Raw genomic sequence first — 24,124 nt, forward strand, 5'->3', positions numbered from 1 at the left:
CACTGACGGGCGCGGCGCGAACGCGCGGCGCCCGTGAGCGTCAGACCGTGCCCTTCGCCACTTCGTCGGGCTTCATCTCGACGATCTTGTCGAGCGCGGCACGCACGTCGGCCGCATATTTCGCGAGCACTCTCTGCTCGTCGGTCTCGGGCACGAACGGCGGCACCGGCACCGGGTTGCCGTTCTCGTCGACCGCGACGAACACGACGAGGCAGTCGGTCGTCTGGCGCAGCACGCCACCCTTCGGATCGCCCGCATGCACGGACACGTGGATGTGCATGCTGGTGCGGCCCGTTGCAACGACGCGCGCCTTCAGTTCGACCAGGTTGCCGACGAGGATCGGACGCTGGAAGCGGATGTTGCCAACGCTGACCGTCACGCAGTAGCGGCTCGACCAGACCGCCGCGCAGGCATACGCGACCTCGTCGATCCACTTCATCAGCGCGCCGCCATGCACCTTGCCGCCGAAATTCACGGACGACGGTTCGGCGAGGAAACGGAATACGGTTTCGGTGCGGTCGAGAGCGGCCGGTACGGGGGACGGTTGGGACATCTTGTTGGCTCCAGGCGGCGGGGGCGCTGCAATCGGCGCATTATACGTTGCACTGCGGCAATGCGTCGCCATGCGCGCGGCGCGGCGGGCACACCACGCGCAACCGTGCGCTGACGCGGAATGCCGCCGGAAACCGGTGCCCGTCAGCGGCGCACCGTGATTCCCTGATCGATCGTTCCGTACATCTCGAGGCTGCCGCCCCGCTCGCCGGCGGCACCCGCGCCGCCCTGCGCACAGGCCGCGCAGACCAGCGCGGCCGCCAACAGGCAGAAAATCGTCTTCATCGTTGCATCGTGTCGCATCCGGCGGCCCACTGCCGCCGCGTCCGGCCATTCTACGCGTGCCCGGCCGGCGGCCGCAGTCCGGCCCGCCGCGACGATGCCGGGCCGGCGCCGCCCCACCGCATTCGACATTTCATCCGAACACGAAACATCGAATGCGCGCAGCGCCTACACTGCAGTCATTCCGCCAGACGAGACACGACGATGAGCGATCAAGACGACCACCACTTTCCGGGCCTGAGCCGCATCGGCGCGCTGATCGCGGATCCGGGACGCGCCGCGATGCTGTGGGTGCTGATGGACGGCAGCGCACGGCCGGCCGGCGAACTGACGATGATCGCGGGGCTGTCGCCGTCCGCCGCGAGCGCGCACCTCGCCCGCCTGACCGAAGGCGGCCTGCTCGCGCTCGACGTGCGCGGCCGGCACCGCTATTACCGGCTCGCGTCGGCCGACATCGCGGCATCGCTCGAAGCGCTCGCGAACGTCGCCCGCGCCGCGGCCCCCAATCGCCCGGTTCCGCCGCCATCGCGCACGGTGCCGGCAGAGTTGCGCTATGCGCGCACCTGCTACGACCACATGGCCGGCGAACTCGCGGTCCGGATCTTCGACGGACTCACCGCGCGCGGCTGGCTGCAGGCACATGGCGACGAGATCGAGGCCACCGAACTCGGCACCCAGGCGCTCGCGCGCTGGGGCATCGACGTCGAGCAGCAACGCGCGCGCCGGCGCCGCTTCGCATGCGGCTGTCTCGACTGGAGCGAGCGCCGCGCACATCTGGGCGGCGCACTCGGTGCAGCGCTGCTCGACAGCTTCTGCACGCACGGCTGGATCGAGCGCACCGCGCGACCGCGCGTGCTGCGCGTCACCGTGCCGGGCCAGCAGATTTTCGACGGGTGGCTTACGTCCGTTTGACGCGCGCCTTGCGCTGCACGACCACGGCGCGCGATGGACAGGTTTTGTTACATCGCGAGCCATTCGACTTACAAAACACCGAGCACTGAAACAGGTCGAGCGGATATTGTGAACTGGACGGCACGAATCGACGCGCCGCGTCCACGACAAGACGCTCAACATGGCCTCCCTGTTCAAGCTGAAGCGAACCGCACGCTGCACCCTGCTCGCGTGCGTCGCGCTGGCGACCCTGCCCCCCGCATTCGCGCAATCGACCACAGCGGCGCCGTATGCGGCCGCTCCCCGGCAATCGGGCGGCGACCCGCCCGGCCGCGTCGCCCGGCTCAACTACCTGTCGGGCGCGGTGACGACGGAGCCCGCAGGCACCGATACGTGGTCGTACGCCGCCGTGAACCGGCCGCTGACCACCGGCGATCAATTGTGGAACGACGCCGACGCGCGTTCGGAACTGCACATCGGCTCGACGGCCGTGCGGCTCGGCGCATCGACGAGCCTGTCCGTGCTGAACCTGGACGACACGACGACACAGCTCAAGGTCGGCCTCGGCACGGTATCAACGCACGTGCGCGAACTGCCGTCCGGCGGCTCGTATGAAATCGACACCCCCAATCTCGCGCTCGGCATCGGCGGCCCCGGCGACTATCGCGTCGACGTCGCGCCGAACGGCACGAGCACGACGGTGACCGTGCGCAGCGGCACGGCGACCGTCTACGGCAGCAACGGGCAGTATCCGCTGTCGGCCGGGCAGCAGGTCGTGTTCACCGGCACCGACCTGCAGGTCGCGCAACAGTCAGCGGCACCCGACCCCGATGCGCTCGACCAGTGGGCCGCGAGCCGCGATGCGGCCGAGGAACGCTCGGTGTCGGCCCGCTATGTGTCGCGCGACATCCCCGGCTATCAGGATCTCGACGCGAACGGCACGTGGCGAGAAACCCCGAATTACGGCGCGGTCTGGGTGCCGAACGACACGTCGGCCGACTGGGCGCCCTATCACGACGGGCACTGGATCTGGCAGGCGCCGTGGGGCTGGACCTGGGTCGACGACGCGCCATGGGGCTTCGCGCCGTATCACTACGGCCGCTGGGCCTATGTCGACGACAGCTGGGCGTGGGTGCCCGGCGCGATGGCCGTCAGCCAGCCGCCTGTCTACGCGCCGGCACTCGTCGCGTTCGTGGGCGGTGGCGACGGCCCCGACTGGAGCGTCGCGCTGACGGTCGGCGGCGTCGCCGCGGCCGGCTGCGCATGGTTCGCGCTCGGCCCGGGTGAAGCGTGGCACCCGGGCTGGGGCGGCTGGAGCCCGCATTACTACGATCGCGTGAACCGGAACATCGTGGTGAACAACGTCACGGTGAACAGGACCGTCAACGTGACGAACATCACCAACATCAACAAGACGTACGTGAACTTCCGCGCGCCCCATGCGATCACGGCCGTGCCGGCGTCGGCGTTCGTGCACGGCCAGCCGGTCGCGCACTTCTCGCAGCACGTCGATCCGCGGCAATGGCGCAATGCGCACGTGATGCCCGGTACGCCCGGCATCGCGCCGGTCCGCCAGAGCTTTACCGGGGCGCTGCGCACCGCCAGCTTCCATCCGCCGGCGGCGATCGGACAGCACCCGTTCGTCGCGACCCGGAATCCGGCCGTACCGGCCGCCTATCGCGACCAGGCGGCCGCGCATCTCGCCCGGCAAGGCGAGCACGTGCCAGGTGCGGGCGCGCCGGTCGTGAGGACGACCGTGCCGCCGGACTATACGGCGCGCCAGGTCCACGTGCCGGGCAATCCGAAAGGCGGCGCCTGGGCGATGCGCAACGTGCAGCTCGTGAATCCGCACGGCCCCGTCGTGCAGCCGGCGCATGCGCCGCGCGAAGGCCAGCCGGCTCAGGCTCCGGCACCGGCCGCGCGGCCCGGTATGCCGATGCAGGCCATGGCGAACGTGGTGCGACCTGCGAACGGTGCGACGCCCGATGCCGCGCGTTTGGTCAACGACAGCACACCGCAACAGCCGGGCCGCGAGACCCTGCATCCGGCATTCGCCCCTGGCAACACCGTCCCGCACCCGCCGGCGGCCGGCAACGGTCCGGACGAACGCGGCACGCCGCATGCGGCCGCCACGTCGGCGCCCGTCTGGATGCAACCGCACGCGCCCATGGAACGTCAGCGCCCGACGCCGCCGACCGCGCTGCACGCGGCGGGACAGAACGCGCTGCCGCCCGTCCGCAGCGCGGCGCCGGTGCCGCATCCGGAAAACACACCGGGCACCCCACCCGGCATGCGCCAGGACATGCCGCGCGCATTGCCGCAACCGCGACTCGACACGACCGCGCAGCTTCCGCAGCCGCGACCGCGCCCTGATTTCGCGGTGCCGGCCCAGCATTCGCAACCGCGACCGGAACGCGCGGTCCCCGTACCGCAACCACGCCCCGAATTTGCGCAACCGGCGCCACGACACGAAGTCGCGCCGCCGCGCGTGAACGAGTACCGCCCGCCCGCGCCCGCCGCGCATCCGATGCCGCGACCGCAACCGCCGGCACCGCGCATGGAGCCGCGGCCGTCGATGCCCGCGCCGCACATGGAGCCGCGGCCGCAGCCGGCGCCGCACGTCGAAGCGCCGCACCGCAGCAGTCCGCCAGCGGGCGGTCACGAGGAACGACGCCGTCCGTAACCGTCGTCCGATAAAGCGAAAAGGCCCGGCCGGCTGACGCCGGTCGGGCCTTCATTCTGCTGCCGGGCGGGAATCGCGGGTTCCGCGCCGCCCGACCCTATGGGTCGTCAGACCGCCATCGGCGCGGTCAGCGGCTCATGGTGCCGATAGCCGACGAGCGAGAAATCGGATGGTTCGATCTGCTCGAGCCATTCAGGCGCATACACCCCCGTCTTCGCGTAGTCCGGCACGCGCTCGGCGATCTCGAGCCGCGGGCTCTCGTACGGCTCGCGTGTGAGCTGCTGCTGCAGCATGTCGAGCTGATTCTCGTAGATGTGCGCGTCGCCGATGAAATACGTGAACCAGCGCGGCGTGTAGCCCGTCAGCCGGCCGACCAGCGCCAGCAGAGCGGCTCCTTCGGTCAGGTTGAACGGCGTGCCGAGCCCGACGTCGTTGCTGCGGATGTACAGGCACAGCGAAATCTCGCGCTTCGTGACGTTCGGCAGGAACTGGTACAGCAGATGGCACGCGGGCAGCGCGATCTGATCGAGCACCGCAGGATTCCATGCATGAAACAGAATACGGCGGTCGGACGGGTTTTCCATGATCGTGTCGAGACACTGGCGCAACTGGTCGATCGCCTTGTACAGCAGCACCTTCGGCGCACCGTCCTCGTCGAAACGCGTGACGATCCGGAAACCGCGGCGCGTCGCGTCGGCGATCTGCGCGTCGGCGCCCGCATCGAGCACCTTGTAGCCGGGCCACTGGCGCCATTGCACGCCATACACGTCACCCAGGTCGTCGACGCCCTGGCGATACGGGTTCGCGAGCCACTGCGCATTGTCGTTCGCGTTCGCGTCCCACACCTTGCAGCCGAGCGCGCGGAAATCGGCCGCGCTACGCGACGCACGCAGGAAACCGACCAGTTCGCCGACCGCGGACTTGAACGCGAGCTTCTTGGTCGTGACGGCCGGGAAACCTTGCTGGAGGTCGAAACGCAGCATCGCACCGGGCATGCTGATGGTGCGGATGCCCGTGCGGTTCTCCTGCCAGGTGCCGGTGTCGAGGATGGTGCGAACGAGATCGAGGTACTGTTTCATGCGGGTTCCTTCGGCCGCGAGGGCGGCCGTACCCGCCAATTTTAGCAAGCGTGCCGCGGAACCTCCGGCAACGGTGCCGAAAACCCTGCCAGCGTATCGCCGCGATCCCGCATTCCATGTGCACACATCAGCCGGTAAAGCGTGACGCGCGACACGCCGAGCTCCCGTGCGGCATCGGCAAAACGGCCGCGATGGCGCAGCAGCGCCTGCTCGATCGCCTGCCGTTCGGCCGCCTCCCGCGCCTCCGTCAGCGACACGGGCGCGAGTATCGCGAACTCGTTCAGTTCGAGATCGGCCGCTGTGATCATCCGGCCCTCAGACATCACGATCGCCCGGCGCACGCGGTTGATCAGCTCGCGCACGTTGCCCGGCCACGAATAGCCGTACAGTGCGGCGATCGCATCCGGTGAAAAACCGCGCAGGCGGCGATGCGCGTCGCCCTTGAAGCGCTCGAGCATGTGGCGCGCCAGCACCTCGATATCCTTGCCGCGCGCGCGCAACGGCGGCTCCTCGATCTTCAGCACGCACAGGCGATGGAACAGGTCCTCGCGGAAACGCCCTTCGCGCAGCGCCACCTCCATGTCCACGTGGGTCGCGCAGATCACGCGCACGTCGACCGGCACCGATACGTGCGCGCCGAGCCGCTCGATCTTGCCTTCCTGCAGGAAGCGCAGCAGGCTCGCCTGGCTTTCGAGCGGCAGGTCGCCGATCTCGTCGAGAAACAGCGTGCCGCCATTGGCCGCTTCGACACGGCCGATCTTGCGCTGATTCGCCCCGGTAAACGCGCCGCGCTCATAGCCGAACAGTTCGGCCTGCAGCAGCGTCGACGGGATCGCACCGCAATTGATCGCGACGAACGGCGCGTGCGCACGCGACGAGCGCTCGTGAATCGCGACGGCCGTCAGTTCCTTGCCGGTGCCCGATTCGCCGGAAATAAATACCGGTGCATCGGTCGTCGCGACGCGCCGGATCGTCTTGAACAGTCCGAGCATCGCGTCGCAGGTGCCGACCATCTCGCCTTCGGCGCGCCCGGCGCCGACCGGCGCCGCCACCGGATCCGTCAGGGCAACCATCCCGTGCGCATGGCCGACCGTCTCGACGATGCGTGCGGTTTCGTACGGCATCGTCACGTAGTCGAAGCAATAATCACGAATCAGATGCCGCAGCGTGGCGTCCTGCAATTGGCCACGCCGGGTCGCGGCGATCCAGCCGATGTGCTGAATGCTCAGACACGCTTCGAGTTCGCGCAGGTCCGCGGGCCTGAAACCCGGTGAAAAATCGAGCAGGCCGGCGGATGCAACGCCGTGCTGCACGACGCGCCGCACGTCGCGTGCGGTCTCCGCAAGATCGACGCGCCATCCGCATTCGTCGAAATGCCCGCGCAACGCGTCGTTCGGTTCGCGCGAAAAATAGATTACATGCCTCTGCTCGGCTCCCATATGTACACCCCGTTCATCAACCGTCTAACGATTGCCGCGCACGCAAAATCACGTACGAAAGGGACCGAATCGGGTCAGCCGAAGCAGCTCGATTCGCCATATCCAAACGCGGCAATGACAAGCCTCGCTTGATGGCGCTTGTTTCGCGTCCAGTTATTTTTTGATCAAGACAGCTTAGTTATAGGCGCCGAATACGACAAACCAATTGCAGCGCACATGGGCGAGCGGCCGAATCGCTCAGCGGTCGATATAGGTCAATCCTCTGCACATAGCACATGGGCAGTGACACCTTCCCGCATCAACACACGCGCCGATTTTCATCCTTGCAGCGTGACGATTGAATCCGCAGTATTCCCGAGCCCCGTCGTTTCAAGCCTGAAACATTTTTCGGTGTTTTCGACCGCGATTCTCAATGCCCACGAGCGAGCCGCAGATGCGACAACGCTCCTCGCGCGATGGCATGCATTTCGCTGAATGGGTAACAGATCGGAGAGCTCGACCATGCGAAAAGCCCTTTTACTGTCTTTCGTTCCCGCTGCGATTGCGCTCGCAGCGGCCTGTCCGTTCATGCCGGCCTACGCGGACGAAAGCGTGACGCCCGATCATGCGATGCTGCTTGCCGAAAGCACCCTGAACGCACGGCAGGACGACGAGTTCGACGTCATGTTCGTCGCGGCGCCGCAACCGCTTTCCTCCAACAAATCCTCGGTAACGCTGTGGGACGAGATCACACCGCCCGCCCCGCTGCCGATGCCGATTCCTGCACCGCGCCCCGGCGACATGCAGCACGCGATGGCAGGCAGCGCAGGAAGCCCGCTACGTCAATGAGGCGTACGCGATTTCGCCTATTCGATACTCGATGAGGATTACATATCGATTGGTTTCGTGACGAACGATGTCGAATCGCGTCCCGCATCGTCGACGCAACTACGCGCACCTTTTTCGTGCCCGTCCCCCGGCGGGCACTCTTTTTGTTCGGCGCATCCTCGTCGCGGATGCCCGCAAGCGAACACCGCTGCCAGCCCGCTCCGAATCCGGCACAGGTCGCCGTTCCGGTAGAATCGGCGCCATCCCGATTCCCCCTTTCCCGACTCTCATGACGACGTTGACCCTGATCGTCGCGCGTGCCCGCAACGGCATCATCGGCCGCGACAACCAGTTGCCCTGGAAACTTCCCGAAGACCTCGCGTTCTTCAAGCGCACGACGATGGGTGCGCCGATCGTGATGGGCCGCAAGACCCACGAGTCGATCGGCCGGCCGCTGCCGGGCCGCCGCAACATCGTCGTCACCCGCGATGCAACGCGCCGCTTCGACGGCTGCGACACCGTGACGTCGCTCGCCGACGCGCTCGCGCTCGCCGCGCGCGACGGCGTACCCGAAGCATTCCTGATCGGCGGGGCCCAGCTCTATACGGAAGGTCTCGCGCTCGCGGACAAGCTGGTCGTCACCGAGATCGATGCGGATTTCGACGGCGACGCGTCGTTCCCGGCGCCCGATCCCGCGCACTGGCACGAAGTGTCGCGCGACCCGCACCAGGCTGCCGCGCCGAACACGTTCGGCTATGCATTCGTCGTCTACGCGCGCAAGCACGGCTGACCGGCAAAGCAACGCGACGTGCAATGAAAAAGCCCGACCGGCTCACGCCGGTCGGGCTTTTCGTTTTCCTGGCGGCCGATGCCGCTCGGCTTACTGGCCGGCGATCGTCATCTGCTCGATCAGCACCGAGCCCGTTTCCTTCGTGCCGCGCACGATCGAATCCGCGCCGATCGCGACGATATGCCGGAACATTTCCTGCAGCGTGCTCGCGACGGTGATTTCCTCGACCGGGTACTGGATCACGCCGTTCTCGACCCAGAAGCCCGCCGCGCCGCGCGAATAGTCGCCGGTCACGTAGTTCACGCCCTGCCCCATCAGTTCGGTCAGCAGCAGGCCCGTGCCGAGCTTCTTCAGCATCGCGTCGAAATCGTCGCCCGGTTGCGTGTTCGAGCTGCGCAGCGCGAGGTTGTGCGAGCCGCCTGCATTGCCGGTGGTCTGCGTGCCGAGCTTGCGTGCGGAATAGGTCGACAGGAAGTAGCCTTCGACGACACCGTCGCTGACCACGCTGCGCGCGCGCGTGCGCACGCCTTCCTCGTCGAACGGCGCGCTGCCCATTGCGCGCGGCACGTGCGGATCCTCGACGACCTGGACGTGCGGTGCGAACACCGGCTTGCCGAGGCTGTCGACGAGGAACGACGTCTTGCGGTACAGCGCGCCGCCGCTCACGGCCTGCACGAACGCACCGAGCAGGCCGGCCGCGAGCGGCGCCTCGAACAGCACGGGCACCTTGCGGGTGTCGAGACGGCGTGCCCCCATCCGCGCGAGCGCGCGTTCGGCCGCATAGCGCCCGACGGCTTCGGGTGCGGCGAGATCGACCGCGCTGCGCTTCGACGAATACCAGTCGTCGCGCTGCATGTGGCGGCCGCTGCCCGCGATCGGCGCGCACGCGATGTAGTGGCGCGAATACGGGTAGCCGGCGAGAAAGCCGCGCGACGTCGCGAGCACGAACTGCGAATGCTGCGCCGACACGCTCGCGCCTTCCGAGTTGCGGATCTGCGGGCTGACCGCGAACGCGGCATCTTCCGCGCGGCGGGCGAGCTCGACGGCCTCGTCGGCCGACAGCGCCCACGGGTGATACAGATCGAGGTCGCGCGGGTCGGTTTCGAGCAGTTCGGCCTCGGCGAGGCCGGCCGCGTCGTCTTCCGCCGTGAAGCGCGCGATGTTGTATGCGGCGGCAACGGTATCCTTGATCGCGGCCGGCGAGAAGTCGGACGTGCTCGCGTTGCCGCGCTTCTTGCCGATGAACACCGTCACGCCGACCATCTTGTCGCGGTTGTGTTCGATCGTCTCGACCTCGCCGCGGCGCACCGACACCGACAGGCCGTCACCTTCGGAGATTTCAGTCGCGGCGTCGCTCGCGCCGAGCGCCTTCGCATGGCGAAGGATGTCCGAGGCAATTTCTTTGAGCTGGTCCTGCGTGTGCGGGAAATAGCGCGCTTGTACGTCGAGATTGGCTGCCATCGTCTTGATATCCGGTGGCGGGCGGGCGCCCGCATGTTCAAAATGTTGCGTATCCCGCGATCATAGCAAGGTCCGGGGCCGGATACCGACAAGCTTGGGGTGTCCGCGCCGCGATACAATGCCGTCCATGACACGCAAAACCCGAATCCAGCCGATCGAACATGCCGTCGAAGAAGACGACAATGGCTACGATCGCCCCAGCAAATCCCAACTGAAGCGCGAAATGCACGAGCTGCAGGTGCTCGGCCAGGCGCTCGTGGATCTGCCGAAAGACGCGCTGAAGCGCATGCCGATGCCCGAAAGTCTCGCGGACGCCGTGCGCGAGGCGCGCCGGATCACCGATCACGAAGGCAAGCGCCGCCAGCTCCAGTACGTCGGCCGCGTGATGCGCTCGCTGACCGACGACGAAACGGCCGCGCTGCGCACCGCGCTCGACGCCCAGCGCGGCGTGAACAAGGCCGCAACCGCCCGCCTGCACTGGATCGAACGCACGCGCGAACAGCTGCTCGCGAACGATGACGCGCTGACCGAATTCCTCCGCCAGCATCCGGAAGCCGACATCCAGGAAGGCCGCACGCTGATCCGCAACGCGCGCAAGGAAGCGCAGCAAGGCAAGCCCCCGCGCTATTTCCGCGAGCTGTTCCAGTGGATCAAGACCGCGGGCAGCACCGGCGAGGCTGACGGCGACGAAACACCGGACGACGCCGGGGACGACCATGACGACGAAGCGTAACCACCCGGACGAGCTCGTGGTCGGCCTCGTGTCGATCAGCGACCGCGCGAGCACCGGCGTCTACGAGGACAAGGGTATTCCGGCGCTGCAGGAATGGCTCGCCGGCGCACTCACGTCACCGTGGCGCGCCGAAACCCGGCTGATCCAGGACGACGCACCGACGATCTCCGCCACGCTGGCCGAACTCGTCGACGTCGCCGGCTGCGATCTCGTGCTGACGACGGGCGGCACCGGCCCCGCGCGCCGCGACGTGACGCCGGAGGCCACGCTGGCCGCGGCGACGAAGGAAATGCCGGGATTCGGCGAACAGATGCGGCAGATCAGCCTGAATTTCGTGCCGACCGCGATCCTGTCGCGGCAGGTCGCGGTGATCCGCGAAACAGCAGACCACGCAGCGCTGATCATCAACCTGCCCGGCCAGCCGAAGTCGATCCGGGAAACGCTCGAAGGGCTGCGCGATGCCGACGGCAAGTCGACCGTGCCCGGCATCTTCGCCGCGGTGCCCTATTGCATCGACCTGATCGGCGGCCCGTACATCGAGACCGACGCCGCGGTGGTCGCGGCGTTCCGGCCGAAGAGCGCCCAGCGCGCGCCGCGCTGAGCGTGTGCCGGCCCGCTCAGGCGGCCGGCGCGGACTCGCCTGCCGGCGCCGCCGATGCGGCCGGAATCAGGAAATGCTGGCGGTAGTACTTGAGCTCGTCGATCGACTCGTGGATGTCCGCCAGCGCCGTATGCATCGCGCGCTTCTGGAAACCCTTGTAGATCGCGGGCTGCCAGCGGCGGCACAATTCCTTGAGCGTGCTGACGTCGAGGTTGCGGTAGTGGAAGAACCGCTCGAACTCCGGCATCCAGCGCGCCATGAAGCGGCGGTCCTGGCAGATCGAGTTGCCGCACATCGGCGACTTGCCGGGCGACACGTACTGCGCGAGGAACGCCTGCAGCTGCGCGGCGGCTTCCGCCTCGGTCACGGTCGACGCGCGCACGCGGTCGATCAGGCCCGAACGGCCGTGCGTCGACTTGTTCCAGTCGTCCATCTTCGCGAGCGTTTCGTCGCTCTGGTGGATCGCGAACACGGGGCCTTCCACGGCGATGTCGAGCGTGGAATTGGTCACGACGACCGCGATTTCGATGATGCGGTCGTTATCCGGGTCGAGGCCCGTCATCTCCATGTCGAGCCAGACGAGGTTCAACTCGTTGCGCACGAGCGTGGGCTGGCTGGCGGAAGCGGCGGTATCGGTCATGAGTCATCCTGGAAAATGGCGGACGGCGCGCAACGCCGCCCGGGCGGCCGGTATCGCATCAGCGGGCCCGGTCCGCAAGAACATATAATTCTCGCATAGAACCCTTTGGCGCCTTCGATGTCACCCTTTTCGTTCACCCTGCTGTTTGCGATCGCCGTGCTCGCGATGGTCGTCACCAAGCTATGGCTCGCGTCGCGGCAGATCCGCTTCGTCGCCGCGCATCGCAACGGCGTGCCCACGCAGTTCAGCGCCACCATTCCGCTGAGTGCCCACCAGCGCGCGGCCGACTACACGGTCGAGCGCACCCGGCTCGCGATGTTCGAGATCGTCGTCAGCGCGGCCGTGCTGGTCGGCCTCACGCTGCTCGGCGGCGTCGGCGCGCTCGACACGCTGTTCACCGGCTGGTTCGGGCGCGGCTACGGGCAGCAGGTCGCGCTCGTCGCCGCCGTGCTCGCGATCACGGGCGTGATCGACGTGCCGTTCGAGTACTACCGCCAGTTCGGGATCGAGCAGCGTTTCGGCTTCAACCGGATGACCAAACGGCTGTTCTTCACCGACATGCTGAAAAACACGCTGCTCGGCGCCGTGCTGGGCCTGCCGCTGCTGTTCGTCGTGCTGTGGCTGATGAACCAGGCCGGCAGCCTGTGGTGGCTGTGGACATGGATCGTCTGGGTCGCGTTCCAGATGCTCGTGCTGCTGATCTACCCGACCTTCATCGCGCCGATCTTCAACAAGTTCGAACCGCTGAAGGACGATGCGCTGCGCTCGCGCATCGAGTCGCTGATGAAGCGTTGCGGCTTCGCGGCGAAGGGCCTGTTCGTGATGGACGGCAGCCGCCGTTCCGCGCACGGCAACGCATACTTCACGGGCTTCGGCGCATCGAAGCGGATCGTGTTCTTCGACACACTGCTCGCGCGGCTGTCGGGCCAGGAAATCGAAGCCGTGCTCGCACACGAGCTCGGTCACTTCAAGCGCCGTCACGTGATGAAGCGGATGCTCGTGTCGTTCGTGCTGAGCCTCGTGCTGCTCGCCCTGCTCGGCTGGCTCGCACAACGCACATGGTTCTACACCGGCCTCGGCGTCACGCCGTCGCTCGACTCCAGCAACGCGGGCGCCGCGCTCGTGCTGTTCTTCCTCGCGATTCCCGTGTTCCTGTTCTTCGCGACGCCGTTCAGCAGCCTCACGTCGCGCAAGCACGAATTCGAGGCCGACGCGTTCGCGGCCAGCCAGACCGATGCACAGGATCTCGTCAGCGCGCTCGTGAAGCTCTATGAGGACAACGCGTCGACGCTGACGCCCGACCCCGTCTACACGGCCTTCTACTATTCGCATCCGCCCGCGTCGCAGCGGATCGACCGCCTGATGCAGCACGCATGAGCCGGCCGATCTCCCGCAAGCCGGCCGTGCGCGCCTCGGACGCGCCGCGAGTCGAAGGCCGCGTGATCGCGGCGCATGGCCGCCACTACATCGTCGCACCCGACGACGGCAGCCCCATGCTGCAATGCTTCCCGCGCGGCAAGAAGAGCGACATCGCGGTCGGCGACCGCGTCGTGTACGAACAGGCATCGGCCGACCAGGGCGTGATCGTCGAGATCGGCGAGCGGCGCAACCTGCTGTACCGCTCCGACCAGTTCAAGTCGAAGCTCTTCGCGGCCAACCTCGACCAGTTGCTGATCGTGCTCGCGACCGAGCCCTATTTCAGTGAGGACCTGCTCGGTCGCGCACTGATCGCGGCCGAGGCGAACGAACTGAAGCCGCTCGTCGTGCTGAACAAGATCGACGTCGAAGCCGCACTGCCGGTCGCCCGCGAGCGTCTCGCACCCTACCGCGCCCTCGGCTACGACGTGCTCGAGCTATCGGTGAAGGGCTCGCCCGACGATGCGCGCGCGCAGCTGATGCCGCACTTGGCCGGGCATTCGACGATCCTGCTCGGCCAGTCCGGGATGGGCAAGTCGACGCTCGTGAACCTGCTCGTGCCCGACGCCGAGGCGGCGACCCGCGAAATCTCGGCCGCGCTCAACAGCGGCCGTCACACGACGACGTTCACGCGCCTCTATCCGCTCGACGGCGGCGGTGCGCTGATCGATTCGCCGGGGTTCCAGGAATTCGGCCTGTATCACCTGACGGAAGGCCGCCTCGAGCGCGCATTTCCGGAGTTCCGCCCGCTGCTCGCGGACTGTCGTTTCTATAATTGTCATCATCTGCACGAGCCCGGCTGCGCGATTCTCGAAGCCGTCGCCGATGGCCGCATCGCGCCGTCGCGGCATGCGCTCTACGCGCAGCTCGTGCACGAGGCAAGCCAGATCGTCCGCTGATCGCGCGACGGGCAGAAGGCGGCCGGGCCGGTTCGGCGCGGCCCTCACCGACAGGAGCCGCGATGCGTTTCAAGGCACCCGATCTCGCGACTGCGCAGCATTGGGCCAATGTCCTGCAGGTGGCCGGCATCGGTTGCGAGCTGCATAACTGCTACGCGACCGGCGCGCTCGGCGGCCTGCCCGCCGACGCGTGCGGGCCCGAGCTGTGGCTCGACGACGAGCGCGACGATGCGCTGGCGCGGCGCCTCCTCGACGCCGCGTCGAACGGTCCGTCGGCCGGCGCTGCCCCATGGCGCTGTCGCCAGTGCGGCGAAGCGCTGGAGGCCCAGTTCACGGCCTGCTGGCAATGCGGCGCGGTGCGCGATCCGCTCGACGACTGAATGCGGCGAGCGAACCCACAGCAAAAAGGCCGGCATCAAGCCGGCCTTTTCATTTCATCGGGCGCTGCCCGCTCGCGTCACGACACCCAGACGGCAAGCGTCAGCATCAGCAGCAGGATCATCCACAGGATCACCGCGCGCCAGACCAGGCCGACGGCCGACTGCAGCGTGCGCGGCGTGCAATCGTCGCCGACTGTCAACGGGCCACTGTCGCCGACTGCGAGCGCGTCGAGACTCGACGGCTCCGCAAGCGGCCCCGCCAGACGCGCGCCGAGTGCGCCGCTACCGGCCGCGAGCAGCACGCCGTCGTTCGGATCCGGCCACTGACGCGTATGGTTGCGCCACGCGTAGATCGCATCCTCGAAGTTGCCGACGATCGCGAAGCCGAGCGCGGTCAGTCGCGACGGAATCCAGTCGATCACGAAGAACGCGCGCTGCGCGAACGTCGAGAATGCCGCCGTGCGATCGTCGCCCGGCGTCGACCACGTGCGCGCGAGATATTCGGAAATCCGATACAGCACGGCGCCGGCGGGGCCGATCGGCAGCACGTACCAGAAGAACACGCCGAACACATGGCGATGCGATGCGACGACCGCATGAATCAGCGTGTGGCGAACGATTTCGCCGACCGGCATGTCGACCGTATCGAGGCCCGTCCACTCGTGCAGGATTTCGCGCGCGCGCGGCACGTCGTCGTTATTGAGCGCGAGATGGATGTCGGTGAAGTAGTGGCTGAACTGACGGAACCCGAGCGTGAAATACACGACGACGACGTTCCAGATGAATGCGAGCACGAAGCTCACCTTGAAAAGCAGGAAATAGATCAGCGCGACGACCAGCACCCACGGCAGCACGACCGCGAGCCACGCGAGAACGCCATGCTTTTGCTTGCCGGCGTCGAGACCATGCGCGACGGTTTCCGCATGAAACTGGAACAGCGCGAACACGGGATTGCTCGGCGACAACGCGCGGACCTGTTCGATGATGAGAGCGAGGAGAACCGAAAAGAAAGTCATGCGTGGCGCCGTCTTCGGAGTTATGTCATTTTTTGCATAACGATAGCACAGCGTAAGCAGCACATGGCTGCCGGCGCGAACGCCCGGCAGACGGCCGCGCGCGCCGGATGCGGCAGGATGTCATCCGGCTGCCAAGAAGCGGTACAGATTGCGCAACATGCCGGCAGTTGCGCCCCAGATGAAGTAATGCCCGTCGGATCTGCCATTCGGATAGGGCATCGCAAAAAAACGACGCTCTCCGCCTTCCCAACGGAACACACGCACCTGGTGGTTCGCCGGGCTCATCAGGAACGCGAGCGGCACCTCGAAAATCTCGGCGACTTCAAACGTGTCGGCCTGCACGGTAAAGGGCGGATGCACGAGTCCCACGACGGGGGTGACACGAAAGCCGGTGCCCGTCAGGTAGTCGGGCAACGCACCGAGGATCTCGACCCGCTCGGCGGCCAGCCCGATTTCTTCCTTCGCCTCGCGCAACGCGGTCGCGGTCGTATCGCGATCGAACGGTTCGCGACGGCCGCCGGGGAAACTGATCTGCCCGGCGTGGTCGTTCAGATGGTCCGCGCGCTGCGTGAGCAACACGGTGAGGCCGGTGTCGCGAACGACGAGCGGCACGAGGACAGCCGCGTTACGTGGATCGACGCCCTCCTGCAGCCGCGCTTCGCCGGGTTCGACGCTCCATTCGAGCGTGCGCGCGAAACGCTCACGCAAGCCGGGCGGCGTCAGCAGACGGGTATCGATGGAGGGCAGGCCCGCGCCGGTGCCTTCGACCGGCAGGACTTCGGGATCAATGATGGGGCGACGATTCAATGGAGCGCTCATGGTCGTGTCGTATCGAGCATATTGTCGCGCCAGAATGAAAAAAGCACCCGGGTGGGTGCTTTTTCCTTACAGCTCTTACTCTTGGGAAGCTGCTGCGGTGCGATCCTTCGACACCAGCTTTTCCTTGATTCGAGCCGACTTGCCCGAACGCTCGCGCAGGTAGTACAGCTTTGCACGACGCACATCACCGCGACGCTTCACGACGATGCTCGCCAGCAGCGGCGAGTAGGTCTGGAACGTACGCTCGACGCCTTCGCCCGACGAAATCTTGCGGACGATGAAGTTCGAGTTCAGGCCACGGCTGCGAATCGCGATCACGACGCCTTCGTATGCCTGAACGCGCTTGCGGTTACCTTCAACCACGTTCACGTTCACGATCACCGTGTCGCCCGGGGCGAATTCGGGGATCGTCTTGCCGGCGAGCGCGCGCTCGATTTCTTCCTGCTCAAGTTTTGCAATCAGATTCATCACTGACTCCTAAAGCCATCTTGTCGGCGTTTGCACCCGCCTGCTTCCAGGCTTGGCCCCGATAGAGGATGGATTTACATCAGGCACCGCGCACGCATGCACGGTACCGCCATTTCCCGCCTGCGACGCCGCCTCAAGAGGCGTTCTTCGCTTCGCGTGCGAGGTTCGCAAGCCATGCCTCATCGGCACGGCTCAGCAATTTGTCGCGACGCGCCCGGGCGATCAGGTCCGGCCGCTTCTGCAACGTGTTCTTCAAGGCTTCCTGCCGCCGCCACCGCTCGATCTCGGCATGATGCCCGCCGAGCAGCACGTCCGGCACGCGCATCCCCTCGTATTCCTCGGGGCGCGTGTAATGCGGACAATCGAGCAGCCCGTCGGCGAAGCTGTCCTGCACCGCCGACTGCGCATCGTTCAGCACGCCGGGCAGCAAGCGCACGACGGCATCCATCATCGCCATCGCCGGGAGTTCGCCACCGGACAGAACGAAATCGCCGAGGCTGATTTCCTCGTCGACACAACGGTCGAGCAGACGCTGGTCGATCGCTTCGTAGCGACCGCACAGCACGATGACGCCCGGTTCCTGCGCCATGCGCATCGCACGTTCGTGCGTGAAAGGCGCGCCTTGCGGCGACATCATGACCACACGCGTACTCGCGACACCCTGCTCCGCCTGCGCTGCCTTCGCAGCGCCGATCGCAGCTTCGAGCGGCTTGGCCAGCATCACCATGCCCGGACCGCCGCCGTACGGACGATCGTCGACCGTGCGGTAGTTGTCCGTCGTGAAATCACGCGGGTTCCAGGTGCGCAACCCGAAGCGCTCCTGCTTCACGGCCCGGCTGGTGATTCCCCAGTCGGTCAGTGCGCGGAACATTTCGGGAAAGAGCGTGACGACATCGAACTGCACCGCGCTCTCCGTAACCGGGTTCATTTAGTAATCGGCTTCCCAATCGACGACGATGCGACGTGCCGCCTGATCCACCGTTTTGACGTATACGCCGACGAACGGAATCAGCCGTTCGGCGGTGTCCGGCTGACCGTCTTTGCCGACCACCGGATACGCGACGCGCATGATCGAATGCACGCCGTTGTCGATCATCCCGCTCACTGTCCCAAGCGCCACCGATTGCTCGTTGACGACCTCGAGACCGATCAGGTCGACCCAATAGAATTCGTCCGCGGCCAATGCCGGGAAATCTTCCCGGCGCACGAACACGCGAAAGCCGCGCAAAGCCAGTGCGGCATCGCGGTCGCTGACACCCGCGGTTTGCGCGACGACCGTGTCGCCGTGCGTCTTCGACTGCAGGATGCGAGCGGACAACCGCTCCCCACCCCGTTCCAGCCACCAGCAGCGCGCATTGAGCAGCGCATCGCCACCGCGACCGGCGTCGGCATGCGTTGCCACCTTGACCCAACCCTTCAGGCCATAGGCGTCGACCACTGCCCCGACCTCGACAGCATCGTCGGGCCAGGCTTGCACCGCCTCGAGGCTGCCCTGCTCGGCAGCCGTACCGGCGTCCGCGACAGCGTCGCGTGCAGCCGGCTTGCGGACGAATGCGCCAAACGACGCTCGCCCGCGCTTCGTGTTACCGGAATCGTGACCGGACATCAATGCTCCTTGCAGCCGGCACGACCGGCACACCGCGCCATGTTAGGCAGCCGGTTGCGCCTTTTGCGCTTCCTTCACGAGACGCTGGACGGTCGGCGACAGTTGCGCGCCAACACCTTGCCAGTACGTCAGACGATCCTGAGCGATACGCAGCGCTTCGCCCTTCGTAGCAACCGGGTTGTAGAAGCCAACGCGCTCGATGAAGCGGCCGTCACGACGGTTACGCGAATCGGTAGCAACGATGTTGTAGAACGGGCGCTTCTTCGAGCCGCCGCGAGCCAGACGGATGATAACCATATGAAATCCTTCGGGGAAACCGGGTTCGAAACTACTGAAACGTGCGATTATAGCCGGAAACTGAAGCCACAACAAACACTTACGCGCAAAAATTCCGCGGACGCCGCAACCACCGGGCATACAATCGTCGTGTCCACGACGCCTCCCGTAGCCATGCCGCTATTTCGCGCCACGTCGGTGCACCGCGCGCAGCACCCGCAGCACCGCCTCGCGGGCTTGCTGGCCGGCCTCGTCATCTGTCTCGCGTCCGCTGCGGCTTGCGCCGCACTGCCGGTGGGCGAACTTGTCGTGCCGCCCGGCTTTCACGTCGACGTGCTAACCGACGCCGTGCCGACCGCGCGAGAAATGGCGTGGTCGCCTCGCGGCATCCTGTATGTCGGCACGCGGGAAGGCCGTGTGCACGCGTTCGTGATGCACGAGGGCCGGATCGGCGCCCATTACGTGATAGCGTCGGGGCTCGACATGCCCGTCGGTGTCGCGTATCGCAACGGTGCGCTCTATATATCGGCCGTGTCGCGCATCCTGCGCCTGGACCACATCGACGACCGGCTCTCGAAGCCGCCCGCGCCGGTGGTCGTGACGGACGCGCTGCCGACCGAACATCATCACGGCTGGAAATTCATCGCGTTCGGCCCCGACGGCAAGCTGTATGTGCCGACCGGCGCACCGTGCAACGTGTGTCTCGTCGATCGCAGCCGGTACGCGATCATCGCACGGATGAACGCCGACGGCAGCGGGCGCGAGGTAGTTGCCCGCGGCGTGCGCAATACGGTCGGCTTCGCATGGCACCCCGATTCCGGCGAGCTATGGTTCACCGACAACGGGCGCGACATGATGGGCGACGACGTGCCCGATGACAAGCTGAACCGCGCACCGCGCGCGGGCCTCGACTTCGGCTTCCCGTACTGCCACGGCGGCGACACGCCCGACCCCGAATTCGGTAGCCCCGACGTGTGCCGCCGATACGTGCCGCCCGTGCTGAAACTCGGCGCGCACGTCGCAGCACTGGGCATGCGCTTCTATACGGGACCGATGTTTCCGGCGTCGTATCGCAATAACGTATTCATTGCCGAGCACGGCTCGTGGAACCGCAGCACGAAAGTCGGCTACCGCGTGATGCGCGCCGTCGTGTCGGCGGACGGCAGTCACGCACGCCAGACGCCGTTCATCACGGGCTGGTTGCGCGCGAACGGCACCGTGTGGGGCCGCCCGGCCGACGTGCTGCCGCTGCCGGACGGCTCGCTGCTCGTCAGCGACGACTACGCGGGCGCCATCTACCGCGTCACCTATGCGTCACCTTGACGCAGGCGAGGGGTGACCGGGTCCGACCGGGCGTCGTAGAATGCGTGCCGGGCCGTGCGCCCGCGCCGGCCTGTCGGCCGCCCATGCAACCGATCATCCGCCGCCACCCATGTCCAGCAGCACCGCACCGTCCCACCGCTTCCGCTCCAAGACGCTCACCGCCGCCCTCGCCTTCCTGTTCGGATCGCTCGGCGCGCACCGCTTCTACCTGTATGGCTTTCGCGACGTGTACGGCTGGGTGCACCTGCTCGCGACGATCGTCGGCATCCCCGGCTTCCTGCTGCTCGCTGCCACGCAGCGCAGCGCCAGCCTCGGCTGGTGGCTCGCGGTGCCCGGCGCGATCTCGCTGCTGGCCGCGTTCATCGCCGCGCTCGTCTACGGGCTGCGCCCCGACGAAAAATGGGACGCGCAATTCAATGCCGACACCGGCAAGCACAGCCGATCCGGCTGGACGGTAATCTTCATCGTGATCTTCTCGCTGCTGATCGGCGCGTTCCTGCTGATGACTGCGCTCGCGCTGTCGTTCCAGACGTATTTCGAGTCGCAAGTCGAAGCCGCCAGGCAGATCTCGCAGTAAGCGCCGACGCGCGGTTCAGAACAGGCTCAACTGCGCGTCGACACGCGCCTTCGCACCGGTTGCGCCCGCAACGAGGCGCTGCGCGGGCGCCACGCCCGCCAGGGCGCCGCGGAACTGCGACAGATCCAGGATGCCGTTCGTGCGTTCGTTCAATCCGAGCCGCTTGACGGTCTGACGGAAGCGCTGCCGCAACAGGTCGGCCCAGATCCCCTCCCCCTTCATCCGCTTCGAGAAATCCGAGTCGTAGTCTTTCCCGCCGCGCATGTCGCGCACGCGGTTCATGACGCGCTCCGCGCGATCGGGGAAATGCGCGGACAGCCAGTTCTTGAACAGCGGCGCGACCTCCCACGGCAGCCGCAGGATGATGTAGCTCGCGTGCGTCGCGCCGGCCTCCGCGCAGGCTTCGAGCACGCGCTCCAGGTCGGGCTCGGTGACGAACGGGATCATCGGCGCAATGCTCACGCCCACCGGCACGCCCGCGTCGCGCAGCGCGCGGATCGTGCGCAAGCGGCGCGCCGGGGTCGCCGCCCGCGGCTCCAGCGTGCGCGCGAGATCGGCGTCGAGCGTGGTGATCGTGACCGCCGCCATCACCTGTCCGCGCGCGGCCATCGGCGCGAGCAGGTCGAGATCGCGCTCGATCAGCGACGACTTCGTGATCGCGGCGAATGGCAGCCCGTGATCGTGCATCACCTGGATCACGCTGCGCGTGATGCGCAGATCGCGTTCGACCGGCTGGTATGCATCGGTGTTCACGCCGAGCGCGATGGGTTCGGGCACGTAGCGCTTGCGCGAAATCTCGCGTTCGAGCAATTCGGCCGCATTGACCTTCGCATAGATGCGGCTCTCGAAATCGAGCCCCGGCGACAAGCCGAGATAACTGTGCGTCGGCCGCGCAAAGCAATAGATGCAACCGTGCTCGCAGCCGCGATACGGATTGAGCGACACGCTGAACGGAATGTCCGGCGACTGGTTGTGCGTCAGGATGCTCTTGGCGTGCTCCTCGAACACCTGCGTGCGCAACGGCGCAGCCAGGTCGGCATCGTCCGATTCGTGCATCCAGCCGTCGTCGACGGCTTCGCGCTGCGCCGTTTCGTAACGGCCCTGCAGGTTGTCGACCGCACCGCGCCCCTTGCGGGGCGCGGGCGGCGCTATCGGAAATTCGTTGTCGGACAGACCGTCCATGCGCTCACCCATTCGCCAGCACCCAATACTGTATATTTATACAGTATTGGGTGCTGCGTGCCAAGGGCGAGATAAGGGGACCGACAGCAAGGACGACAGGCAGCCCGATGCCGGGCCGCCGCAGTGATCATTCGCCGACTGAAATCGTCAGCGTCTCCTTGATTTCCTCCATCACGACATAGCTCTTCGACTGCACCGCGCCGGGCAATTGCAGCAGGATGTCGCCCAGCAGCTTGCGATAATCGGCCATCTCGCCGATCCGCGCCTTGATCAGGTAGTCGAAATCACCCGACACGAGATGGCACTCCAGCACCTCGTCGATCTTCATCACTTCGCGACGGAACTGCTCGAACATGTTGCCGCCCTTGTGGCCGAGCGTAATCTCGACGAATACCAGCAGCGCCGCGCCGAGCTGGCACGGGTCGACGCGCGCGTGATAGCCGGTGATGACACCGTCCCGCTCCATGCGCCGCACGCGTTCGATGCACGGCGTCACGGTCAGTCCGACCTGTTCCGCGAGGTCCTTCATCGCCATCCGGCCGTCGTCCTGAAGCAGTTTCAGGATGCGCCGGTCGAGCTTGTCGAGGGAGCGTACTGGCTGGCGTTGCGTTCTCATTTGTTTCTTCTGAAAACCTGAAAAATACGATAACAAAACCTACACATTCGACAATACCATAGCGCAAAACACTAGATCAGCTAGAGGTTACACGGAGACGCAAGTGCGCCCGGCCTCGACCTGATCCCTTCCATCTGGAGCAGCTATGCGAGTCGTCATTCTGGGCAGCGGTGTGGTGGGCGTGGCAAGCGCGTATTACCTCGCCCGCGCCGGTCATGAAGTTACGGTGATCGACCGGGAGGCCGGCCCGGCGCTCGAGACGAGCTTCGCGAACGCGGGCCAGATTTCGCCGGGCTATGCGGCACCGTGGGCCGCTCCCGGCGTGCCGCTGAAGGCCGTCAAGTGGATGTTCGAGAAGCATGCGCCGCTCGCGATCCGCCTCGACGGCACGCGCTTCCAGCTGCAGTGGATGTGGCAGATGCTGCGCAACTGCACAGCCGAGCGCTATGCGGTCAACAAGGGCCGCATGGTCCGCCTCGCCGAATACAGCCGCGATTGCCTGCAAGCGCTGCGCGCCGACACCGGCATCCAGTACGAAGGTCGCACGGGCGGTACGCTGCAGCTGTTCCGCACGCAGCAGCAACTCGACGGCGCGGCGAAGGACATCGCAGTGCTGCAGGAAGCGAACGTGCCGTTCGAACTGCTGTCGCCGGCCGAACTGAAGCACGCCGAACCGGCGCTCGCCGCCGTGTCGCACAAGCTGACGGGCGGCCTGCGCCTGCCGGGCGACGAAACGGGCGACTGCCAGCTGTTCACGACGCGCCTCGCGGCGCTCGCCGAATCGCTCGGCGTGAAGTTCCGCTACAACACGCCGATCGACGCGCTCGCGATTGCCGGCGGCAAGATTGCCGGCGTGCAGTGCGGCAGCGAGACGGTGCGCGCGGATGCGTACGTCGTCGCGCTCGGCTCGTACTCGACCAGCTTCATCTCGAACCTGATGAAGATCCCGGTCTATCCGCTCAAGGGCTATTCGATCACCGCACCGATCATCAATGAAGCGGCTGCGCCCGTGTCGACGGTGCTCGACGAAACCTACAAGATCGCGATCACGCGTTTCGACCAGCGCATCCGCGTCGGCGGCATGGCGGAAATCGTCGGCTTCGACAAGAACCTGCGCGCAGCACGTCGCGAAACGCTCGAAATGTGCGTGAACGACCTGTTCCCGGGCGGCGGCGATACGTCGAACGCGACGTTCTGGACGGGCCTGCGCCCGATGACGCCGGACGGCACGCCGATCGTCGGCCGCACGCCGGTCTCGAACCTGTTCCTGAACACCGGCCATGGCACGCTCGGCTGGACGATGTCATGCGGCTCGGGCCAGCTGCTGGCCGACCTGATCTCGGGCAAGAAGCCGGCAATCCAGGCCGACGACCTGTCGGTACACCGCTACCTGAAGGACGTGGCCGGCCAGACGCGTCCGGCATACGCGTAAGTCCAGACGGCCCGCGACCATGCGGGCCGGCCGACATCGAAAGGAAAGGCGCCCCACGGGGCGCCTTTTTCGTTTCGGCGAACGGGTAGCCCGATCGCGTGCTTCGCACCGGGAACCTCCCCTTCTTCCGCTCGAAGCATAAAAAAAGGGGCGCTC

General features: G+C 66.5%; 26 protein-coding genes. 12 read left to right on the forward strand and 14 right to left on the reverse strand.

The features are described 5' to 3' along the window. Positions 1-40: 40 nt before the first annotated feature. Positions 41-553 (reverse strand): acyl-CoA thioesterase, encoded by a 513-nt coding sequence (locus BX604_RS02160; RefSeq protein WP_098549367.1) that lies wholly within the window; start codon positions 551-553, stop codon positions 41-43. A 143-nt stretch (positions 554-696) separates the two neighbouring features. Beyond that, complete coding sequence (locus BX604_RS38875) at positions 697-837, reverse strand: hypothetical protein (protein WP_006753078.1); 141 nt, start codon at positions 835-837, stop codon at positions 697-699. A 201-nt stretch (positions 838-1,038) separates the two neighbouring features. On the opposite strand from BX604_RS38875, the gene BX604_RS02170 reads away from it, so the two are divergent. Then, complete coding sequence (locus BX604_RS02170; RefSeq protein ID WP_098549369.1) at positions 1,039-1,746, forward strand: ArsR/SmtB family transcription factor; 708 nt, start codon at positions 1,039-1,041, stop codon at positions 1,744-1,746. 160 nt (positions 1,747-1,906) lie between these two features. Further along, entirely contained in the window at positions 1,907-4,408 is a 2,502-nt protein-coding gene (locus tag BX604_RS02175; RefSeq protein WP_098549370.1) for a DUF6600 domain-containing protein, read from the forward strand. Between the two features lie 107 nt (positions 4,409-4,515). On the opposite strand, the gene BX604_RS02180 is transcribed toward BX604_RS02175, so the two are convergent. Together BX604_RS02180 and BX604_RS02185 are read right to left on the reverse strand one after the other, a co-directional pair. After that, complete coding sequence (locus BX604_RS02180; RefSeq protein ID WP_098552673.1) at positions 4,516-5,487, reverse strand: thymidylate synthase; 972 nt, start codon at positions 5,485-5,487, stop codon at positions 4,516-4,518. Positions 5,488-5,528: 41 nt separating this feature from the next. Next, on the reverse strand, positions 5,529-6,926 hold the full coding sequence (locus tag BX604_RS02185) for a sigma-54 dependent transcriptional regulator (protein WP_098549371.1): 1,398 nt from the start codon (positions 6,924-6,926) through the stop codon (positions 5,529-5,531). Positions 6,927-7,427: 501 nt separating this feature from the next. Between BX604_RS02185 and BX604_RS02190 the strand changes: the two genes are divergently transcribed. Together BX604_RS02190 and BX604_RS02195 are read left to right on the forward strand one after the other, a co-directional pair. Continuing rightward, entirely contained in the window at positions 7,428-7,754 is a 327-nt protein-coding gene (locus BX604_RS02190) for a hypothetical protein (RefSeq protein WP_098549372.1), read from the forward strand. Between the two features lie 268 nt (positions 7,755-8,022). Further along, the gene (locus tag BX604_RS02195) at positions 8,023-8,523 is read left to right on the forward strand and encodes a dihydrofolate reductase (protein WP_098549373.1); all 501 of its coding nucleotides are present in this window, start codon (positions 8,023-8,025) and stop codon (positions 8,521-8,523) included. 90 nt (positions 8,524-8,613) lie between these two features. Here BX604_RS02195 and pmbA read toward each other — a convergent pair whose 3' ends face one another. After that, positions 8,614-9,984, reverse strand: a complete 1,371-nt coding sequence (gene pmbA / locus BX604_RS02200; protein WP_098549374.1) for a metalloprotease PmbA — start codon at positions 9,982-9,984, stop codon at positions 8,614-8,616. Between the two features lie 127 nt (positions 9,985-10,111). On the opposite strand from pmbA, the gene yjgA reads away from it, so the two are divergent. Then, complete coding sequence (yjgA, locus tag BX604_RS02205; protein WP_306668197.1) at positions 10,112-10,717, forward strand: ribosome biogenesis factor YjgA; 606 nt, start codon at positions 10,112-10,114, stop codon at positions 10,715-10,717. Next, positions 10,701-11,318: a molybdopterin adenylyltransferase gene (mog, locus tag BX604_RS02210; RefSeq protein ID WP_098549376.1), complete on the forward strand. Its 618-nt coding sequence runs from the start codon at positions 10,701-10,703 to the stop codon at positions 11,316-11,318. The genes yjgA and mog overlap by 17 nt, the downstream gene beginning before the upstream one ends. Before the next feature lie 16 nt (positions 11,319-11,334). Here the strand turns inward: mog and orn are convergent, their stop codons facing one another. Then, entirely contained in the window at positions 11,335-11,958 is a 624-nt protein-coding gene (orn, locus tag BX604_RS02215; RefSeq protein WP_098549377.1) for an oligoribonuclease, read from the reverse strand. Between the two features lie 117 nt (positions 11,959-12,075). Here orn and BX604_RS02220 point away from each other — a divergent pair, with 117 nt between their 5' ends. The 3 genes from BX604_RS02220 to BX604_RS02230 all read left to right on the forward strand — a co-directional run bounded on the left by BX604_RS02220 (position 12,076) and on the right by BX604_RS02230 (position 14,653). Next, complete coding sequence (locus BX604_RS02220) at positions 12,076-13,335, forward strand: M48 family metallopeptidase (RefSeq protein ID WP_098549378.1); 1,260 nt, start codon at positions 12,076-12,078, stop codon at positions 13,333-13,335. Further along, entirely contained in the window at positions 13,332-14,273 is a 942-nt protein-coding gene (gene rsgA / locus BX604_RS02225) for a ribosome small subunit-dependent GTPase A (protein ID WP_098549379.1), read from the forward strand. The genes BX604_RS02220 and rsgA overlap by 4 nt, the downstream gene beginning before the upstream one ends. A gap of 62 nt (positions 14,274-14,335) precedes the next feature. Next, positions 14,336-14,653, forward strand: a complete 318-nt coding sequence (locus BX604_RS02230; RefSeq protein WP_098549380.1) for a putative signal transducing protein — start codon at positions 14,336-14,338, stop codon at positions 14,651-14,653. Between the two features lie 77 nt (positions 14,654-14,730). Here the strand turns inward: BX604_RS02230 and BX604_RS02235 are convergent, their stop codons facing one another. The 6 genes from BX604_RS02235 to rpsP all read right to left on the reverse strand — a co-directional run bounded on the left by BX604_RS02235 (position 14,731) and on the right by rpsP (position 18,859). Beyond that, a complete protein-coding gene (locus BX604_RS02235; protein ID WP_098549381.1) occupies positions 14,731-15,669 on the reverse strand; it encodes a CobD/CbiB family protein in 939 nt (312 codons plus the stop codon). A gap of 120 nt (positions 15,670-15,789) precedes the next feature. Continuing rightward, positions 15,790-16,476: a CoA pyrophosphatase gene (locus tag BX604_RS02240; protein ID WP_098549382.1), complete on the reverse strand. Its 687-nt coding sequence runs from the start codon at positions 16,474-16,476 to the stop codon at positions 15,790-15,792. An 87-nt stretch (positions 16,477-16,563) separates the two neighbouring features. Beyond that, the gene (gene rplS, locus BX604_RS02245; protein WP_011351359.1) at positions 16,564-16,956 is read right to left on the reverse strand and encodes a 50S ribosomal protein L19; all 393 of its coding nucleotides are present in this window, start codon (positions 16,954-16,956) and stop codon (positions 16,564-16,566) included. Between the two features lie 133 nt (positions 16,957-17,089). Beyond that, positions 17,090-17,884 carry a tRNA (guanosine(37)-N1)-methyltransferase TrmD gene (gene trmD / locus BX604_RS02250; RefSeq protein WP_098549383.1) on the reverse strand — a complete coding sequence of 265 codons (795 nt, stop codon included), beginning with the start codon at positions 17,882-17,884 and terminating at the stop codon, positions 17,090-17,092. After that, a complete protein-coding gene (rimM, locus tag BX604_RS02255) occupies positions 17,885-18,562 on the reverse strand; it encodes a ribosome maturation factor RimM (RefSeq protein WP_098549384.1) in 678 nt (225 codons plus the stop codon). A 42-nt stretch (positions 18,563-18,604) separates the two neighbouring features. Further along, complete coding sequence (rpsP, locus tag BX604_RS02260) at positions 18,605-18,859, reverse strand: 30S ribosomal protein S16 (protein WP_006400702.1); 255 nt, start codon at positions 18,857-18,859, stop codon at positions 18,605-18,607. A gap of 153 nt (positions 18,860-19,012) precedes the next feature. Here rpsP and BX604_RS02265 point away from each other — a divergent pair, with 153 nt between their 5' ends. Both BX604_RS02265 and BX604_RS02270 read left to right on the forward strand, forming a co-directional pair. After that, positions 19,013-20,161, forward strand: a complete 1,149-nt coding sequence (locus BX604_RS02265; protein WP_098549385.1) for a PQQ-dependent sugar dehydrogenase — start codon at positions 19,013-19,015, stop codon at positions 20,159-20,161. Positions 20,162-20,270: 109 nt separating this feature from the next. After that, positions 20,271-20,738: an NINE protein gene (locus BX604_RS02270; protein WP_098549386.1), complete on the forward strand. Its 468-nt coding sequence runs from the start codon at positions 20,271-20,273 to the stop codon at positions 20,736-20,738. A gap of 15 nt (positions 20,739-20,753) precedes the next feature. Here the strand turns inward: BX604_RS02270 and BX604_RS02275 are convergent, their stop codons facing one another. Together BX604_RS02275 and BX604_RS02280 are read right to left on the reverse strand one after the other, a co-directional pair. Beyond that, positions 20,754-21,932: a PA0069 family radical SAM protein gene (locus tag BX604_RS02275; protein WP_098549387.1), complete on the reverse strand. Its 1,179-nt coding sequence runs from the start codon at positions 21,930-21,932 to the stop codon at positions 20,754-20,756. A 115-nt stretch (positions 21,933-22,047) separates the two neighbouring features. Then, positions 22,048-22,536, reverse strand: coding sequence for an Lrp/AsnC ligand binding domain-containing protein (locus BX604_RS02280; RefSeq protein WP_098549388.1), 489 nt, complete (start codon positions 22,534-22,536; stop codon positions 22,048-22,050). Between the two features lie 145 nt (positions 22,537-22,681). Here BX604_RS02280 and BX604_RS02285 point away from each other — a divergent pair, with 145 nt between their 5' ends. Further along, the gene (locus BX604_RS02285; RefSeq protein ID WP_098549389.1) at positions 22,682-23,968 is read left to right on the forward strand and encodes a D-amino acid dehydrogenase; all 1,287 of its coding nucleotides are present in this window, start codon (positions 22,682-22,684) and stop codon (positions 23,966-23,968) included. Positions 23,969-24,124: the final 156 nt, after the last annotated feature.

It is taken from the genome of Burkholderia sp. JKS000303 (assembly GCF_002563755.1).
In the GTDB taxonomy this organism is placed as follows: Bacteria; Pseudomonadota; Gammaproteobacteria; order Burkholderiales; family Burkholderiaceae; genus Burkholderia; species Burkholderia anthina_B.

Excerpts from the sequence above, each read along its gene's own strand:
- BX604_RS02160 (WP_098549367.1), bottom strand. The coding sequence starts at position 553 with ATGTCCCAACCGTCCCCCGTACCGGCCGCTCTCGACCGCACCGAAACC.
- BX604_RS38875 (WP_006753078.1), bottom strand. The coding sequence starts at position 837 with ATGAAGACGATTTTCTGCCTGTTGGCGGCCGCGCTGGTCTGCGCGGCC.
- BX604_RS02170 (WP_098549369.1), top strand. The coding sequence starts at position 1,039 with ATGAGCGATCAAGACGACCACCACTTTCCGGGCCTGAGCCGCATCGGC.
- BX604_RS02175 (WP_098549370.1), top strand. The coding sequence starts at position 1,907 with ATGGCCTCCCTGTTCAAGCTGAAGCGAACCGCACGCTGCACCCTGCTC.
- BX604_RS02180 (WP_098552673.1), bottom strand. The coding sequence starts at position 5,487 with ATGAAACAGTACCTCGATCTCGTTCGCACCATCCTCGACACCGGCACC.
- BX604_RS02185 (WP_098549371.1), bottom strand. The coding sequence starts at position 6,926 with ATGGGAGCCGAGCAGAGGCATGTAATCTATTTTTCGCGCGAACCGAAC.
- BX604_RS02190 (WP_098549372.1), top strand. The coding sequence starts at position 7,428 with ATGCGAAAAGCCCTTTTACTGTCTTTCGTTCCCGCTGCGATTGCGCTC.
- BX604_RS02195 (WP_098549373.1), top strand. The coding sequence starts at position 8,023 with ATGACGACGTTGACCCTGATCGTCGCGCGTGCCCGCAACGGCATCATC.
- pmbA (WP_098549374.1), bottom strand. The coding sequence starts at position 9,984 with ATGGCAGCCAATCTCGACGTACAAGCGCGCTATTTCCCGCACACGCAG.
- yjgA (WP_306668197.1), top strand. The coding sequence starts at position 10,112 with ATGACACGCAAAACCCGAATCCAGCCGATCGAACATGCCGTCGAAGAA.
- mog (WP_098549376.1), top strand. The coding sequence starts at position 10,701 with ATGACGACGAAGCGTAACCACCCGGACGAGCTCGTGGTCGGCCTCGTG.
- orn (WP_098549377.1), bottom strand. The coding sequence starts at position 11,958 with ATGACCGATACCGCCGCTTCCGCCAGCCAGCCCACGCTCGTGCGCAAC.
- BX604_RS02220 (WP_098549378.1), top strand. The coding sequence starts at position 12,076 with ATGTCACCCTTTTCGTTCACCCTGCTGTTTGCGATCGCCGTGCTCGCG.
- rsgA (WP_098549379.1), top strand. The coding sequence starts at position 13,332 with ATGAGCCGGCCGATCTCCCGCAAGCCGGCCGTGCGCGCCTCGGACGCG.
- BX604_RS02230 (WP_098549380.1), top strand. The coding sequence starts at position 14,336 with ATGCGTTTCAAGGCACCCGATCTCGCGACTGCGCAGCATTGGGCCAAT.
- BX604_RS02235 (WP_098549381.1), bottom strand. The coding sequence starts at position 15,669 with ATGACTTTCTTTTCGGTTCTCCTCGCTCTCATCATCGAACAGGTCCGC.
- rplS (WP_011351359.1), bottom strand. The coding sequence starts at position 16,956 with ATGAATCTGATTGCAAAACTTGAGCAGGAAGAAATCGAGCGCGCGCTC.
- trmD (WP_098549383.1), bottom strand. The coding sequence starts at position 17,884 with ATGAACCCGGTTACGGAGAGCGCGGTGCAGTTCGATGTCGTCACGCTC.
- rimM (WP_098549384.1), bottom strand. The coding sequence starts at position 18,562 with ATGTCCGGTCACGATTCCGGTAACACGAAGCGCGGGCGAGCGTCGTTT.
- rpsP (WP_006400702.1), bottom strand. The coding sequence starts at position 18,859 with ATGGTTATCATCCGTCTGGCTCGCGGCGGCTCGAAGAAGCGCCCGTTC.
- BX604_RS02265 (WP_098549385.1), top strand. The coding sequence starts at position 19,013 with ATGCCGCTATTTCGCGCCACGTCGGTGCACCGCGCGCAGCACCCGCAG.
- BX604_RS02270 (WP_098549386.1), top strand. The coding sequence starts at position 20,271 with ATGTCCAGCAGCACCGCACCGTCCCACCGCTTCCGCTCCAAGACGCTC.
- BX604_RS02275 (WP_098549387.1), bottom strand. The coding sequence starts at position 21,932 with ATGGGTGAGCGCATGGACGGTCTGTCCGACAACGAATTTCCGATAGCG.
- BX604_RS02280 (WP_098549388.1), bottom strand. The coding sequence starts at position 22,536 with ATGAGAACGCAACGCCAGCCAGTACGCTCCCTCGACAAGCTCGACCGG.
- BX604_RS02285 (WP_098549389.1), top strand. The coding sequence starts at position 22,682 with ATGCGAGTCGTCATTCTGGGCAGCGGTGTGGTGGGCGTGGCAAGCGCG.